The organism is Paramesorhizobium leguminum (genome assembly GCF_003217235.1).
GTDB classification, from domain to species: domain Bacteria; phylum Pseudomonadota; class Alphaproteobacteria; order Rhizobiales; family Rhizobiaceae; genus Paramesorhizobium; species Paramesorhizobium leguminum.
In genome coordinates, this window is sequence record NZ_QJTF01000005.1 from 180,835 (window position 1) to 194,767 (window position 13,933).

Sequence of the window (13,933 nt, forward strand, 5' to 3'; positions counted from 1 at the left end):
CGGAAAATAGAAAACCCCCTCGCGCAAGTCGAGGGGGTTTTGCAATTAGTTGCTGGCGATACCGGAAAGACACATGTTCCCTATAGAATGAAGCGCGACAAGTCCGAATTCTTCGCCAGATCGCCCACCGTGTCGCGAACATATTTCGCATCGACGGAGAAGGAGGTTCCCGCCTTGTCGGGGGCGGCGAACGAGATTTCGTCCAGCACGCGCTCCATCACGGTCTGCAGCCGCCGCGCGCCGATATTCTCCACGCTGGAATTGAGGTCAACGGCGATATCCGCAAGCGCATCGATGGCGTCGTCGGTGATTTCGAGCGTCACCTCTTCGGTCGCCATCAGCGCGATATATTGCTTGATCAGGCTTGCTTCGGTTTCTGTGAGGATGCGGCGAAAATCCTCGCGCGTCAGCGCGTTGAGCTCGACGCGGATCGGCAGGCGGCCCTGAAGCTCAGGCAAAAGGTCCGACGGCTTGGAGACATGGAACGCGCCCGACGCGATGAACAGGATATGGTCCGTCTTGATCGGCCCATATTTCGTCGCCACCGTCGTTCCCTCGACCAAAGGCAAGAGATCGCGCTGCACCCCTTCGCGCGAGACGCCCGCGCCAAGGCCGCCATCACGTGCGGCGATTTTGTCGATCTCGTCGAGGAAGACGATGCCGTCATCCTCCGTGGCGCGCAGCGCCTCCTGCACGATTTGTTCCTGATCGAGCAGCTTGTCGGATTCGTCGTTGATGAGGAGGCCGTAGGATTCCTTCACCGTCGTCTTGCGCATTTTGGTGCGCCCGCCCATCGCCTTGCCCAGCATGTCGCTCAGGTTCAGAACGCCGATATTGGCGCCCGGCATTCCCGGTATCTCGAAATTCGGCATCCCTGAAGCGGTGTCGGCCACTTCCACCTCGATCTCCTTGTCGTCGAGCAGCCCGTCACGCAGCTTCTTGCGGAAACTGTCCCGCGTCGCCGGGCTCGCCGTCTTGCCGACAAGTGCGTCGAGCACCCGTTCTTCCGCGTTGAGATGCGCCCGCGCCTTCACCTCCTCGCGCTTCTTGTCGCGCACAAGCCCCATCGCCACCTCGACCAGATCGCGGATGATCTGCTCGACATCGCGGCCGACATAGCCCACTTCGGTGAATTTCGTCGCTTCCACCTTGATGAAAGGCGCGCCCGCCAGCTTGGCGAGACGGCGCGAGATTTCCGTCTTGCCGACGCCGGTCGGTCCGATCATCAGGATGTTCTTCGGCATCACCTCTTCGCGCATCTGCCCTTCGAGCTGCTGCCGGCGCCAGCGATTGCGCAGCGCGATGGCCACGGCGCGCTTGGCGTCCTTTTGCCCGATGATGAAGCGGTCGAGTTCGGATACGATCTCGCGAGGAGAAAAAGTGGTCATGATTTCAAAATTCCAATTCGCTAGAGCATGATCCCAAAAAGTTGCAGACTTTTTGGACAAGATCATGCGGCTAAATGATCCGACCGATGCTCACTTGGCATCGAGGCTTTCGACGATGATATTGCCATTGGTATAGACGCAGATATCGGCGGCGATCTGCATGGCCTTGCGCGCGATATCCTCGGCGTCCGCATCGGTGTCGATCAGCGCCCGCGCCGCGGCGAGCGCGTAATTGCCGCCGGAGCCGATGGCCATCACGCCATGTTCGGGCTCCAGCACGTCGCCCGTGCCGGTCAGCGCCAGCGTCACCTGCGCGTCGGCAACCAGCATCATCGCCTCGAGGCGGCGCAGATAACGGTCGGTGCGCCAGTCTTTGGCGAGCTCAACCGAAGCGCGCATCAGCTGATCCGGGTATTGCTCGAGCTTCGCTTCCAGCCGTTCGAGCAGGGTGAAGGCATCGGCGGTCGCGCCCGCGAAACCTGCGATCACATTGCCGCCCTTGCCCAGACGGCGCACCTTGCGCGCGTTGCCCTTCATGATCGTCTGGCCGAGCGAGACCTGCCCGTCCCCCGCGATCACCACCTTGCCGCCCTTGCGGATGGTGACGATGGTCGTGCCATAGATGGTTGTGGGATTGTGTTCGATCATGAAAAACTCCTGATGGCAGGTCTCCCCCACCCCAGATGGCAGCAGGAATGACCCCTCGATGCGAGTGTATGTATGAACGCGTGAACGAAATGCAAACCGCTGTCGGCTATCTTATTGTTAAAGGATTTGGCAAAGCTGGCTGGCTGTTCTAGAACGCGAGCCGAACAACGAAGGCGGAATGATCATGGCCTCAAGCAGCAACCGCATTGCCTCGGTGGAACGGACGACCAAAGAAACCAGCATCGCCGTTTCGGTCGATCTGGATGGAACCGGCGCGTTCGACATCTCCACCGGGGTCGGCTTTTTCGACCATATGCTGGAGCAGCTTTCGCGCCATTCGCTCATCGATATGACGATCAAGGCCAAGGGCGATCTGCATATCGATGATCATCATACTGTGGAAGACACCGGCATCGCCATCGGCCAGGCCATCTCGAAAGCGTTGGGCGAGCGACGCGGCATCATGCGCTATGCTTCCATTGACCTCGCCATGGACGAAACCCTGACCCGCGCCGCGCTGGATGTCTCGGGCCGGCCTTTTCTCGTCTGGCAGGTGGAGTTTGGAGCGCCCAAGATAGGCGCGTTCGATACCGAGCTGGTGCGCGAGTTCTTCCAGGCGCTGGCGCAGAATGCCGGAATCACGCTGCATGTGACCAACCATTACGGCGCCAACAATCACCATATAGCGGAGACCTGCTTCAAAGCCGTGGCGCGCGCGCTGCGCACCGCCATTGAAGCCGACCCGCGCCAGAAAGATGCGATCCCTTCCACCAAGGGCACCTTGAAAGGTTGATCCCATGGCAAGCTTCGTCGTTATGCAGCCGCCACCGGAAGCAGGTGCGAACGCGGCGGAACGCACGGTTTTCGTTCGCGACGGCTTTTCGCTTCTCGCGCTGATTGTGCCCGTCCTTTGGCTTCTGTTTCATCGCCTCTGGTTCGAGGCAACCCTTATTCTGGCCGTATCGCTGGCGCTGGGGATGGCAGGCCAATATTGGAACATGCCCGGCACCGTGACTGTTTTGATGGTCCTCGTTTCGATATTGGTGGCGCTGGAAGGCAATAATTGGCGGTTGGCCGCATTGCGCCGCCGGGGCTACGCCGAAAAGGGCGTGATCGAGGCGGACGACCGGAGCGAGGCGGAAATCCGCTATTTCGCGGGCGGCGATTTAAGCGAAGAGCCATCCCCCCCAACGCCCGTTGCTCCCACACGCAAGAGACGCCCTGCCCGGTCCGCACCGTCTGGCGGAAGGGTCGGCCTTGTCGGCTACCCCGGAGAGAATTGAACCCTATGCGCGTCGCCATCATCGATTACGGGTCCGGCAACCTTCGCTCCGCCACCAAGGCGTTCGAGCGCGCCGCGCGCGAAAGCGGCATTGCGGCTGAGATAGAACTGACCGCCGATGCCGAGCGGGTGCGGACGGCGGATCGCATCGTCCTGCCGGGCGTCGGAGCCTATGCTGATTGCCGCCGCGGGCTCGGTGCCGTGCCGGGCATGACGGAAGCGGTCCACGAAGTCGCCATTGAAAAAGCCCGTCCCTTCCTCGGCATCTGCGTCGGCATGCAGCTCATGTCATCGCGCGGACTGGAAAAGACGATCACGCAAGGCTTCGGCTGGATCGCGGGCGATGTGCGCGAGATGACGCCGTCGGACCCATCGCTGAAGATCCCACAGATCGGCTGGAATACGATTCACGTGAAACATTCGCATCCCTTGTTCGAAGGCATCGAGACCGGACCGGACGGCCTGCACGCCTATTTCGTCCATTCCTATATGCTCGACGCTGCAAATCCCGGCGATGTGCTGGCGGTAACCGATTACGGTGGCCCGATCACCGCCGCCGTCGCGCGTGATAATATGGCGGGTACGCAGTTCCACCCCGAAAAGAGCCAGGCGCTCGGCCTCGCCCTCATCGCCAATTTTCTGAAGTGGAAGCCATGATCCTCTTTCCCGCCATCGATTTGAAGGACGGCCAATGCGTGCGCCTGAAACTGGGCGACATGGATAGCGCGACCGTCTACAACGCCGACCCCGCCGCGCAGGCGAAAGCCTTCGAGGATCAGGGCTTCGAATGGCTGCATGTGGTTGATCTGAATGGCGCCTTCGCCGGTACAAGCGTCAATGGCGCCGCGGTGGAAGGGGTTCTGAAGGCAACGAAGAACCCGGTGCAGCTCGGCGGCGGCATCCGCACGCTGGAGCACATCGAAAGCTGGCTGGAAAAGGGATTGGCGCGCGTCATCCTCGGCACCGTCGCGGTGCGCGATCCGGCGCTGGTCATCGAGGCCTGCAAGAAATTTCCCGGCAAGGTCGCCGTCGGCATCGACGCCAAGGGCGGCAAGGTCGCGGTCGAGGGCTGGGCGGAAGCCTCCGAGCTCGGGGTTATCGAGCTGGCCAGGAAATTCGAAGGCGCGGGCGTGGCGGCGATCATCTACACCGATATCGACCGCGATGGCGTGCTGTCAGGCATCAATTGGGAAGCGACCCTGGCGCTCGCCGATGCCGTTTCCATCCCGGTCATCGCTTCGGGCGGCCTCGCCTCGATCGAGGATATAAGGCGTATGACCATGCCCGATGCGCGAAAGCTTGAAGGCGCAATCTCCGGCCGTGCGCTTTATGACGGGCGGATCGATCCCAAGGAAGCGCTGGAAATCTTGAGGGAAGCGGCATGACTCTCAAAGCCCGCGTCATCCCCTGCCTCGATGTGAAAGACGGCCGCGTCGTCAAGGGTGTCAATTTCGTCGATCTGGTCGATGCCGGCGATCCGGTCGAAGCGGCGAAGGCCTATGATGCCGCCGGCGCGGATGAGCTCTGCTTTCTCGACATCACCGCCTCCGTCGATAATCGCGAAACGATTTTCGATGTGGTCGCCCGCACTGCGGAACAGTGCTTCATGCCGCTGACGGTCGGTGGCGGTGTGCGCGCCGTCGCGGATATCCGCAAGCTGTTGCTCGCCGGCGCCGACAAGGTGTCCATCAATACGGCGGCGGTAAAGAACCCGGAATTCGTCGCCGAGGCCGCCGACAAGTTCGGCAACCAGTGCATCGTGGTGGCAATCGACGCCAAGAAGGTGTCTGGATCCGGCGAGACCGACCGCTGGGAGATTTTCACCCATGGCGGACGCCAGGCGACGGGTATCAATGCCGTTGAATTCGCCCAAAGGGTGGTCGATCTCGGTGCGGGAGAAATCCTGCTCACCTCGATGGACCGCGACGGCACCAAGGCCGGCTACGATATCGCGCTGACACGGGCGGTTGCCGACGCCGTGCGCGCGCCCGTTATCGCTTCCGGCGGCGTCGGCGACCTCGACCATCTGGTGGCGGGCATTCGCGACGGCCATGCCACGGCGGTTCTAGCCGCATCGATTTTTCACTTCGGAACCTATACCATCAGCGAAGCGAAGCGCTATATGACGGAAGCGGGAATTCCCATGCGGCTCGACCCGGTCGCATGATCGATAGCTTGCGTTTCCAGCCCGCACGGGAGGACAGATGACTGATTTCACCCTGAAGGATCTGGAGCGTATCGTGGCGGAGCGCGCCAGCGTCACGGACGGCTCATCCTATACGGCGAGCCTGATTGCCAAGGGCATCGGCAAAGCCAGCCAGAAGCTGGGCGAGGAAGCCGTCGAGACAGTGATATCAGCCGTGTCCGGTGACAAAGACGGCGTTGTCAATGAAAGCGCCGACCTTCTCTATCATCTCATGGTCGTCTGGAAGATTTCCGGCATCGAACTTTCCACCGTTCTGACTGAACTGGAACGCCGTACCACGCAATCCGGCCTCGCGGAAAAGGCCGGACGCACGGCGTCTTAGAGAGCGCGGCTCCCATGTGGGAAACAATCGATCAGCTCAGCCCCAGCAAATATTCGCCCTATCGCCTGTTTTCTGCGGATGAATGGGCGGAGTTCCGCGCCGACACGCCGCTGACTTTGACCGCCGAGGAGGTCAAGCGGCTGCGTTCGCTGGGCGACCCGATCGATCTCGACGAGGTGCGGCGTATCTATCTCTCGCTATCGCGGTTGCTTTCAGCCCATGTCGAGGCGAGCCAGCTTCTATTCCGCCAGCGCCAGCAATTCCTGAAGATGGACGATGCGGTGAAAACGCCGTTCATCATCGGCGTCGCCGGTTCGGTCGCGGTCGGCAAATCGACGACGGCACGTGTGCTGAAAGAGCTTCTCGCCCGCTGGCCATCCAGCCCCAAGGTCGATCTGGTGACGACCGACGGTTTCCTCTATCCCAATTCCGTCCTGCGCTCCCAGAACCTGATGGAGCGCAAGGGTTTTCCGGATAGTTACGATGTCGGCGCGGTGCTGCGCTTTCTCTCATCTATCAAGGCAGGCATGAGCAATGTCCGCGCGCCTGTTTATTCGCACCTGACCTATGATGTGGTGCCGGGCGAATATATCACCATCGACCGCCCGGATATCCTCATTTTCGAAGGCATCAACGTGCTTCAGGTGCGTGACCTGCCCGAGGATGGCAAGACGGTGCCGTTCGTTTCCGATTTCTTCGATTTTTCAATTTATATGGATGCGGAAACTGCTGAAATCCGCAAATGGTACATCGACCGCTTCATGCGACTGCGCGAAACGGCCTTCCGTGACCCGCAATCCTTCTTCCACCGCTATTCCCAGCTTTCCGATGACGCGGCGCGCTCCATCGCCGAAGGATTGTGGAACAACATCAATCTGAAAAATTTGAAGGAAAACATCCTCCCCACCCGCCCGCGCGCCGATTTGATCCTGCGCAAGGGCGCCAATCATTTTGTCGAGGAAGTGGCGCTGCGGAAGATTTGAGCTTATTTGAAGACGCCAAGCGCCCTCGCCCTTCGAGGCTCGCTTCGCTCGCACCTCAGGATGAGGGCTACTGAAACGCCGACGCTCAAGTAGCCCTCATGGTGAGGCGCGATTGGAGCGAAGCGGAATGAGCTCGAACCACGAGGGCGCTTGGCTCCCGCATCTAAACCTTCGTCACCCGCCGCAAAGTCAAATTGATCCGCCCGCCATTTTTCAACAATGTCGAAGTCCCCGGATAAATCCGGTCGACGCCGTGAAAGGCAAGGCGCGCCTCGCCGCCGAGAACCACCACGTCGCCGCTTTTGAGCTTGAAGGATTGCGTCGGGTCGCCGCGCTTCGTACCGCCCACCCTGAAAAGGCAAGCATCGCCCAGCGAAACCGAAACAACCGGCGCGGCGAATTCGCTTTCGTCGCTATCTTGATGCAGGCCCATCTTCGCCTTGTCCGAATAAAAATTGATGAGACAGGCCTCCGGCGGGTGCGGATACCCGGATACCTCGCGCCAAAGCGTCAGGAGTGTATCGGGGATTGCAGGCCATGGCTCGTCCGTCACCGGATGCGTCGGCTGATAGCGATAGCCGCGCTCCTTGTCCGTCACCCAGCCGAGCGAGCCGCAATTGGTCATGCGGACGCTCATTTCCTTGCCGGTCTTCGGCATGGCGGGAATGTAGAGCGGGGCATCGGCGACGATGGCGCGGATCGTCTCGACCAAGGCTTCCTGGTGACCACGGTCGAAATAATCGGGAAAATAGCGAAATCCGTTCGGCAAATCGGGCATGGCTAATCCCCCGTCACTCTGCCGCGCATCTTCTTGATGCCGGACCGGCCGGATTTCGCCTTGAGCCGCCGTTCCACCGCGCCTTTCGATGGCCTTGTCTTCTTGCGCGGCGGTGGCGGCGGTTCGGCGGCCTTGGCGATGAGCGCAATGAGACGCTCCCGCGCATCCTCGCGATTGCGCTCCTGCGTGCGGTGACGGCTGGCCTCGATGAGGATATCGCCCTCCTTGGTAGCCCGCTGTCCGGCAAGCGTGACGAGACGCTGGAACACCTCCTCCGGCAATCCCGCCTGCCCTGCCCTGAAACGCAATTGCACGGCGGTGGAAACCTTGTTGACATTCTGCCCGCCTGGACCGCCCGCGCGAATGAACGCCTCCTCGAGATCGTCCTCGTGGATGAAAATGCGGGCATTGATGCGGATCAGGCGGCGATTCTCTTCCATGGAGAGAATATAGCAAGAAAGCGGGCGATTGGCGCCCCTCCCTACCCCTTGCGGGAAGGGTGGCCCGAAGGGTCGGGTGGGGGTGGTGACGTTTACGCCACCGTCTCCAGCAAAGCGCATCCGTCATCACCCCCATCCGCCCGCTAACGCGGGCACCTTCCCCGCAAGGGGGAAGGAGAGAGCCAGGCTTACTCGGCCGCGAGCGCCAGCCCGGGAGCGGCACCCCTTACCTCGCCATCGACGTGGCTTTCGAATTTCGCGAAATTGGCGATGAACATTCCAACGAGCTTTGCCGCTTGGACATCATAGGCCGCCTTGTCGGCCCAGGTGGAGCGTGGGTCGAGAATGGCGCTATCGACGCCGGGAACAGCCACCGGCACCGCGAAGCCGAAATTCGGATCTGTGCGGAACGCGGCGTTCTTCAAGGAGCCGTCGAGCGCCGCGGTCAAAAGCGCGCGCGTCGCCTTGATCGGCATCCGGCTGCCCGTGCCATAGGCGCCGCCCGTCCAGCCGGTATTGACCAGCCAGCAATCGACATTGTGCTCGGCGATGAGTTGGCGCAGCAGATTGCCGTATTCCGACGGATGGCGCGGCATGAAAGGCGCGCCGAAGCAGGTCGAGAAGGTCGCTTCCGGCTCGGTGACACCCTTTTCCGTTCCCGCCACCTTGGCGGTATAACCCGACAGAAAGTGATACATGGCCTGCGCCGGCGTCAGCCGGGCGATCGGCGGCAGCACGCCGAAGGCGTCCGCCGTCAGCATGATGATGTTTTTGGGCTGCCCTGCCTTTCCCGTGGCGCTGGCATTGGGGATGAAATCGAGCGGATAGGCGCAGCGCGTGTTTTCGGTCAAGGAGCCATCATTGAAATCCGGCACGCGGGCCGCGTCGAGCACGACATTTTCCAGGACCGTGCCGAAACGCTGCGTCGTGGCAAAGATTTCCGGTTCCGCTTCAGCCGAAAGCCGGATCGTCTTGGCGTAGCAGCCGCCCTCGAAGTTGAACACGCCATGCTCGCCCCAGCCATGCTCGTCGTCGCCGATCAGCGTGCGCTTGGGATCGGCGGAAAGCGTCGTCTTGCCGGTGCCGGACAGGCCGAAGAACACCGCCGTATCGCCATCGGGCCCCTGATTGGCGGAGCAATGCATCGGCATGACGCCCTTGGGCGGCAGGATGTAGTTGAGCGCGGTGAAGACGGATTTCTTCATTTCGCCGGCATAGGAAGTGCCGCCGATCAGAACGATCATGCGCGTCAAGTCGACCGCGATCACCGTTTCGCTGCGGCATCCGTGCCGTGCCGGATCGGCGCGGAAGGACGGCAGGTCGATGATGGTCATTTGCGGCACGAAGGAGGCAAGCGCGGCGGTATCCGGGCGGATCAGCAGATTGCGGATGAACAGCGAATGCCAGGCATATTCGGTGATGATTCGGGTTCTAAGGCTGTGATCCGCATCGGCCCCGCCGATCAGATCCTGCACGAAGAGTTCCCTGCTTTTGGCGTGCTCGATAAAATCGGCGTGGAGCATGTCGAAAGCCTCTGGGCTCATCGCCTTGTTGTTGTCCCACCAGACCTGGCTCTCGGTATTGGCGTCGCGTACGACGAACTTGTCCTTTGCCGACCGGCCCGTATGCTGCCCGGTGCGGGCGACAAGTGCGCCATGGGCGGTGAGTTCCGCCTCGCCTCGCCGGATTGATTCTTCATAGAGTTCAGCCGGTCCAAGATTGTAAAAGACTGCGGAGATGTCCTTCAGGCCTGAACTGTTTATCGAAGCGGCCGCATTGCGGATGCCGGTCTCTTTCATTGTCTCTCCGCCATTCTGTCCAAAAAGGGTTGATAAAAGCCGCCTTGAGAAAACCAAAAGGCCGCCTTAAATTTTTTGACATCAGAAAAGGCAAATGATTTCAAATGAATAATCGATTTAAAAAAATTCAAAGACAATTAAATCGTTTAAAAATACGCGATGAGGGTGGTTTTTGAAACAAACAACCAAGGCGAGTATTAGCTGCAAGATTTGTTTTCCGGGCGGAAAAAGTGCTATGCCACATTTTGTACCGAATTTGTCCTGCACAAGCGCGTTGGGTAAAATCGAAGTTTGCCGACTGGTTTGATGCTTAAGGAGAGGCGCCATGAGGGAGATACCAGCAATGCAGACGATTGCGCTCGTTGATGACGATCGCAACATTCTGACCTCGGTTTCCATTGCGCTGGAATCGGAAGGCTATCGGGTCGAAACCTATACGGATGGGGCATCCGCTCTCGACGGTCTGGCGGCGCGTCCGCCCAATCTGGCGATTTTCGATATCAAGATGCCGCGCATGGATGGCATGGAACTTCTGCGCCGCCTGCGCCAGAAGTCGGATCTTCCCGTCATTTTTCTGACCTCCAAGGACGACGAGATCGACGAGCTTTTCGGGCTGAAGATGGGCGCGGACGATTTCATCACCAAGCCGTTCTCGCAACGCTTGCTGGTCGAGCGCGTCAAGGCGGTGCTTCGCCGCGTCGCCGCGCGCGATGGCACGGGCGTGAAACCGGTCGGCCAGCAGGCAAAATCGCTGGAGCGCGGCCAGCTTGTCATGGATCAGGAGCGTCACACCTGCACCTGGAAGGGCGAGCCGGTGACGCTGACCGTCACCGAGTTCCTCATCCTCCATTCCCTGGCACAGCGCCCGGGCGTGGTGAAAAGCCGTGACGCGCTGATGGATGCGGCTTATGATGAGCAAGTATATGTTGATGATCGGACCATCGATAGCCATATCAAGCGTCTGCGCAAGAAGTTCAAGTCGGTTGATGACAGCTTCGAGATGATCGAGACGCTCTATGGAGTAGGCTATCGCTTCCGCGAGGCGTGATCGTCTTTTCGCAAAGCGGGGGCTGAACGAGAATGGTGGCGCAAACTGAGAACAATGCCGGCACGGATGTAAGCAGGGAACGGCGCGCGCGCCGGCAACGCTCGCTGCTTATGCGCCGGCTGTTGTCACCCGCGCGCGATCTGCTCGGCCATTATCTCTTTTCCAGTCTCACCCGGCGCATCCTGTTTCTCAATCTGGCGGCGCTGGCGGTGCTGGTTGCCGGCATCATGTATCTGAACCAGTTCCGGGACGGTCTGATCGACGCCAGGATCGAAAGCCTGATGACCCAGGGCGAGATCATTTCCGGCGCCATTGCCGCCTCTGCCACCGTCGATACCAACGCGATCACCATCGATCCCGAAAAGCTGCTCGAATTGCAGGCGGGCCAGAGCATAACCCCCTCCCCTGATTCGCCTGAGAACTGGGAGTTCCCCATCGATCCGGTGGCGGTCTCCCGCTTGTTGCGGCGTTTGATCTCGCCCATCAGCACGCGCGCCCGCATCTATGACACCAACACCATCCTGCTGTTCGATTCGAGCCAGCTTTATTCCAGCTATCCCGGCGGCAAGGTTTCGGGTGGTCAGGTGCTGCGCTATGAGCTCCCCCCAATCGCGACCGAGGAGCCTGGAGTATTGCAGCGCTTCAGTGGCTGGGTCAGGCATTTCTTTGAAGGCGGCGGCGGCCTGCCGCTCGATCAGGAGCAGCCGGGTGGCAGCGGTTCGGCTTTCCCGGAGGTGGTCAAGGCCCTGACCGGTTCCCCTGTCGCGGCGCGGCGACGCAACGAACAGGGCGAACTGGTGGTTTCCGTCGCGGTCCCGATTCAGCGCTCGCGCGCCGTGCTCGGCGTGCTCATGCTCTCGACCCAGGGCGGTGATATCGACAAAATCGTTCAGGGCGAGCGCAACGCCATCTTCCGCGTCTTCGCGGTGGTGGCGGTGGTGATGGTCATATTGTCGCTGTTTCTGGCTTCCACCATCGCCAATCCGTTGCGCAAGCTTGCCGCCGCCGCTGATCGCGTACGCCACGGTGTCAAGAATCGCGTGGAAATACCGGACTTCTCCGACCGGCAGGACGAGGTGGGCCATCTTTCGACGTCGATCCGCGATATGACCAATGCGCTTTACGCCCGCATCGAGGCGATCGAGAGTTTTGCCGCCGATGTGAGCCATGAGCTGAAGAACCCCCTCACCTCGCTCAGAAGCGCCGTCGAAACGCTGCCGCTCGCCAAATCGGAGGAATCGCGCAAGCGCCTGCTCGATATCATCCAGCATGACGTCCGCCGCCTCGACCGGCTCATCACCGACATCTCCGATGCCTCACGCCTCGACGCCGAGTTGGCGCGCGAGCAGGCGGAAAGGATCGACCTCAAGGCGCTGCTCACCAACCTTGTTTCCACGGCGCAAGAGGTGCAGCGCAACAAATCGGGCACGAAAATCGAATTGCAGGTCGGCAAGTTGCCGACGGGGCGCAAGGGCTTCTTCGTGTCCGGCCACGATTTGCGGTTGGGCCAGGTCGTCGCCAATCTGGTCGAAAATGCGCGCTCCTTCGTGCCGGAGGATACCGGCAGCATCAAAATCATTCTCAATTACGTCGGCAATCGCATTCGGGTTCTGGTGGAAGACAACGGTCCGGGTATCGGCGCGGAGGATATCGAGCGCATCTTCGAACGTTTCTACACGGACAGGCCCTCAGCCGAGGCCTTCGGCCAGAATTCGGGTCTAGGCCTTTCCATCAGCCGCCAGATCGTCGAGGCGCATGGCGGCACGTTGGTGGCGGAGAATATCGTTGATCCCGCGCCGCCAGGCGCCGCTGTGCCCAGTCATTTGCTTGGCGCCCGCTTCATCGTCGATCTCCCCGCCGGATGATGACGGCCATGCATGGCCCCGATGAGAATATCCGCGAGAATATCCATGCCACAGCGCTTCTGGTTGCCGATCGCGGCGTCCTGATATCAGGCGCGTCGGGAACAGGCAAATCCGGACTGGCGCTGGCGCTCATCAATGCGCGGCTTCTTAGCGGCGGCTTTGCCGCGCTGGTGTCCGACGACCGCACCATCTTGCGGGCTGCCAACGGCCGGCTTCTGGCTTCTGCACCAGAGACGCTTGCCGGTGGCATCGAGGTGCGCGGCGCGGGGCTGTTCTGCATGGCGCACGAAAAGCAAGCCGTCATCCATTTGGTCGTAGATCTCGTTTCGGCCATTGAGGCCGTTCGCTATCCGGATGAGGCGAAACGAACGCTTTGCGGCGTGACGCTGCCTCGCCTCGCCCTTCCCTCACTCGCGTCCGCAGAAGCCAACATCCTTATGGCCTGCCAGGCAATAGCGGCCGCACTTTTCATGCAGCCATGGCCACATGCTTGATCTCGAAATTTTGGCAGACTTCTTTGATTAAGATCGAGCGACTGGCGGATTAAGGATAACACGTGGTGAATCGTCCCTCGCCTTGCTGCGATGCGGCATATCGGCTAAATCAAGGCAGTGGCCGGATTTTTCGCTTGATATCACATTTCCGGCTGTCAAGATGTGCAACCTGCCGGGGATTGGGTGTGGCCCGGCGGTCAGAAGCGCTGGCGGGGTGTTTCATGCCGATGCAGCGCATGACGGGAGCAATTTGAGAATGATCGGACTCGTGCTTGTGACGCACGGAAGGCTGGCCGAGGAGTTTCATCATGCGGTCGAGCATGTCGTCGGTCCGCAGGAGAACTTCGAAACGGTTTGCATCGGCGCGGAAGACGACATGGAACAGCGTCGCCGTGATATTGTCGATGCCATAGTGCGCGCCGAAAAGGGGCAGGGTGTCATCATCCTGACCGATATGTTTGGCGGAACGCCTTCCAATCTCGCCATTTCGGTCATGAAACCGGGAGAAATCGAGGTGATCGCCGGCGTCAATCTGCCTATGCTGATCAAGCTTTCGAGCGTCCGCGTTGCGGGCGACATGCAGGTGGCGTTGCGTGAAGCGCAGGAGGCCGGCCGCAAATATATCAACGTAGCAAGCCAGGTTCTTACGAGCCAGATTCCGGCGGGGAAGTAACCGGTCC

The 13,933-nt window shown here is 60.5% G+C and carries 16 protein-coding genes; 11 read left to right on the forward strand and 5 right to left on the reverse strand.

The window, feature by feature from the left end:
* Positions 1-80: 80 nt before the first annotated feature.
* Together hslU and hslV are read right to left on the reverse strand one after the other, a co-directional pair.
* Positions 81-1,388, reverse strand: a complete 1,308-nt coding sequence (gene hslU / locus C7477_RS06340; protein ID WP_110750195.1) for an ATP-dependent protease ATPase subunit HslU — start codon at positions 1,386-1,388, stop codon at positions 81-83.
* Positions 1,389-1,478: 90 nt separating this feature from the next.
* Positions 1,479-2,036 carry an ATP-dependent protease subunit HslV gene (gene hslV / locus C7477_RS06345; protein ID WP_110750197.1) on the reverse strand — a complete coding sequence of 186 codons (558 nt, stop codon included), beginning with the start codon at positions 2,034-2,036 and terminating at the stop codon, positions 1,479-1,481.
* A gap of 184 nt (positions 2,037-2,220) precedes the next feature.
* Between hslV and hisB the strand changes: the two genes are divergently transcribed.
* From hisB to coaA, 7 genes are read left to right on the forward strand one after another with little or no spacing between them, the layout of a single operon-like run.
* The gene (hisB, locus tag C7477_RS06350; protein WP_110750292.1) at positions 2,221-2,829 is read left to right on the forward strand and encodes an imidazoleglycerol-phosphate dehydratase HisB; all 609 of its coding nucleotides are present in this window, start codon (positions 2,221-2,223) and stop codon (positions 2,827-2,829) included.
* A 4-nt stretch (positions 2,830-2,833) separates the two neighbouring features.
* Positions 2,834-3,319 (forward strand): DUF2628 domain-containing protein, encoded by a 486-nt coding sequence (locus C7477_RS06355; protein ID WP_110750199.1) that lies wholly within the window; start codon positions 2,834-2,836, stop codon positions 3,317-3,319.
* A gap of 5 nt (positions 3,320-3,324) precedes the next feature.
* Complete coding sequence (gene hisH / locus C7477_RS06360; RefSeq protein ID WP_110750201.1) at positions 3,325-3,975, forward strand: imidazole glycerol phosphate synthase subunit HisH; 651 nt, start codon at positions 3,325-3,327, stop codon at positions 3,973-3,975.
* On the forward strand, positions 3,972-4,703 hold the full coding sequence (hisA, locus tag C7477_RS06365) for a 1-(5-phosphoribosyl)-5-[(5-phosphoribosylamino)methylideneamino]imidazole-4-carboxamide isomerase (protein ID WP_110750203.1): 732 nt from the start codon (positions 3,972-3,974) through the stop codon (positions 4,701-4,703). Before hisH ends, hisA begins: the two co-directional genes overlap by 4 nt.
* Positions 4,700-5,485, forward strand: coding sequence for an imidazole glycerol phosphate synthase subunit HisF (gene hisF, locus C7477_RS06370; RefSeq protein WP_110750205.1), 786 nt, complete (start codon positions 4,700-4,702; stop codon positions 5,483-5,485). The genes hisA and hisF overlap by 4 nt, the downstream gene beginning before the upstream one ends.
* Positions 5,486-5,522: 37 nt before the next feature.
* The gene (locus C7477_RS06375; RefSeq protein ID WP_110750206.1) at positions 5,523-5,846 is read left to right on the forward strand and encodes a phosphoribosyl-ATP diphosphatase; all 324 of its coding nucleotides are present in this window, start codon (positions 5,523-5,525) and stop codon (positions 5,844-5,846) included.
* 14 nt (positions 5,847-5,860) lie between these two features.
* Positions 5,861-6,829 (forward strand): type I pantothenate kinase, encoded by a 969-nt coding sequence (gene coaA / locus C7477_RS06380; RefSeq protein ID WP_110750208.1) that lies wholly within the window; start codon positions 5,861-5,863, stop codon positions 6,827-6,829.
* 163 nt (positions 6,830-6,992) lie between these two features.
* On the opposite strand, the gene C7477_RS06385 is transcribed toward coaA, so the two are convergent.
* The 3 genes from C7477_RS06385 to C7477_RS06395 all read right to left on the reverse strand — a co-directional run bounded on the left by C7477_RS06385 (position 6,993) and on the right by C7477_RS06395 (position 9,846).
* Positions 6,993-7,607 carry an alpha-ketoglutarate-dependent dioxygenase AlkB family protein gene (locus tag C7477_RS06385; RefSeq protein ID WP_110750210.1) on the reverse strand — a complete coding sequence of 205 codons (615 nt, stop codon included), beginning with the start codon at positions 7,605-7,607 and terminating at the stop codon, positions 6,993-6,995.
* A gap of 2 nt (positions 7,608-7,609) precedes the next feature.
* Complete coding sequence (gene arfB / locus C7477_RS06390) at positions 7,610-8,047, reverse strand: alternative ribosome rescue aminoacyl-tRNA hydrolase ArfB (RefSeq protein ID WP_110750212.1); 438 nt, start codon at positions 8,045-8,047, stop codon at positions 7,610-7,612.
* Between the two features lie 188 nt (positions 8,048-8,235).
* Positions 8,236-9,846 carry a phosphoenolpyruvate carboxykinase gene (locus tag C7477_RS06395; protein ID WP_110750214.1) on the reverse strand — a complete coding sequence of 537 codons (1,611 nt, stop codon included), beginning with the start codon at positions 9,844-9,846 and terminating at the stop codon, positions 8,236-8,238.
* Positions 9,847-10,171: 325 nt separating this feature from the next.
* Here C7477_RS06395 and C7477_RS06400 point away from each other — a divergent pair, with 325 nt between their 5' ends.
* The 4 genes from C7477_RS06400 (at position 10,172) to C7477_RS06415 (ending at position 13,926) form a co-directional block, all read left to right on the forward strand.
* Positions 10,172-10,894, forward strand: coding sequence for a response regulator transcription factor (locus C7477_RS06400; protein ID WP_181418360.1), 723 nt, complete (start codon positions 10,172-10,174; stop codon positions 10,892-10,894).
* Positions 10,895-10,926: 32 nt separating this feature from the next.
* A complete protein-coding gene (locus C7477_RS06405) occupies positions 10,927-12,759 on the forward strand; it encodes a sensor histidine kinase (RefSeq protein ID WP_110750218.1) in 1,833 nt (610 codons plus the stop codon).
* A gap of 8 nt (positions 12,760-12,767) precedes the next feature.
* Entirely contained in the window at positions 12,768-13,253 is a 486-nt protein-coding gene (locus C7477_RS06410; RefSeq protein ID WP_110750294.1) for an HPr kinase/phosphorylase, read from the forward strand.
* Between the two features lie 256 nt (positions 13,254-13,509).
* The gene (locus C7477_RS06415) at positions 13,510-13,926 is read left to right on the forward strand and encodes a PTS sugar transporter subunit IIA (RefSeq protein WP_110750220.1); all 417 of its coding nucleotides are present in this window, start codon (positions 13,510-13,512) and stop codon (positions 13,924-13,926) included.
* The last annotated feature ends 7 nt before the right edge of the window (positions 13,927-13,933 follow it).

What these genes read in the sequence shown, in the direction of transcription:
- C7477_RS06375 (WP_110750206.1), top strand. Translation starts at nt 5,523, where the DNA reads ATGACTGATTTCACCCTGAAGGATCTGGAGCGTATCGTGGCGGAGCGC.
- hslU (WP_110750195.1), bottom strand. Translation starts at nt 1,388, where the DNA reads ATGACCACTTTTTCTCCTCGCGAGATCGTATCCGAACTCGACCGCTTC.
- hisB (WP_110750292.1), top strand. Translation starts at nt 2,221, where the DNA reads ATGGCCTCAAGCAGCAACCGCATTGCCTCGGTGGAACGGACGACCAAA.
- C7477_RS06400 (WP_181418360.1), top strand. Translation starts at nt 10,172, where the DNA reads ATGAGGGAGATACCAGCAATGCAGACGATTGCGCTCGTTGATGACGAT.
- hisA (WP_110750203.1), top strand. Translation starts at nt 3,972, where the DNA reads ATGATCCTCTTTCCCGCCATCGATTTGAAGGACGGCCAATGCGTGCGC.
- C7477_RS06410 (WP_110750294.1), top strand. Translation starts at nt 12,768, where the DNA reads ATGCATGGCCCCGATGAGAATATCCGCGAGAATATCCATGCCACAGCG.
- C7477_RS06405 (WP_110750218.1), top strand. Translation starts at nt 10,927, where the DNA reads ATGGTGGCGCAAACTGAGAACAATGCCGGCACGGATGTAAGCAGGGAA.
- C7477_RS06385 (WP_110750210.1), bottom strand. Translation starts at nt 7,607, where the DNA reads ATGCCCGATTTGCCGAACGGATTTCGCTATTTTCCCGATTATTTCGAC.
- hslV (WP_110750197.1), bottom strand. Translation starts at nt 2,036, where the DNA reads ATGATCGAACACAATCCCACAACCATCTATGGCACGACCATCGTCACC.
- arfB (WP_110750212.1), bottom strand. Translation starts at nt 8,047, where the DNA reads ATGGAAGAGAATCGCCGCCTGATCCGCATCAATGCCCGCATTTTCATC.
- C7477_RS06395 (WP_110750214.1), bottom strand. Translation starts at nt 9,846, where the DNA reads ATGAAAGAGACCGGCATCCGCAATGCGGCCGCTTCGATAAACAGTTCA.
- hisH (WP_110750201.1), top strand. Translation starts at nt 3,325, where the DNA reads ATGCGCGTCGCCATCATCGATTACGGGTCCGGCAACCTTCGCTCCGCC.
- C7477_RS06355 (WP_110750199.1), top strand. Translation starts at nt 2,834, where the DNA reads ATGGCAAGCTTCGTCGTTATGCAGCCGCCACCGGAAGCAGGTGCGAAC.
- hisF (WP_110750205.1), top strand. Translation starts at nt 4,700, where the DNA reads ATGACTCTCAAAGCCCGCGTCATCCCCTGCCTCGATGTGAAAGACGGC.
- C7477_RS06415 (WP_110750220.1), top strand. Translation starts at nt 13,510, where the DNA reads ATGATCGGACTCGTGCTTGTGACGCACGGAAGGCTGGCCGAGGAGTTT.
- coaA (WP_110750208.1), top strand. Translation starts at nt 5,861, where the DNA reads ATGTGGGAAACAATCGATCAGCTCAGCCCCAGCAAATATTCGCCCTAT.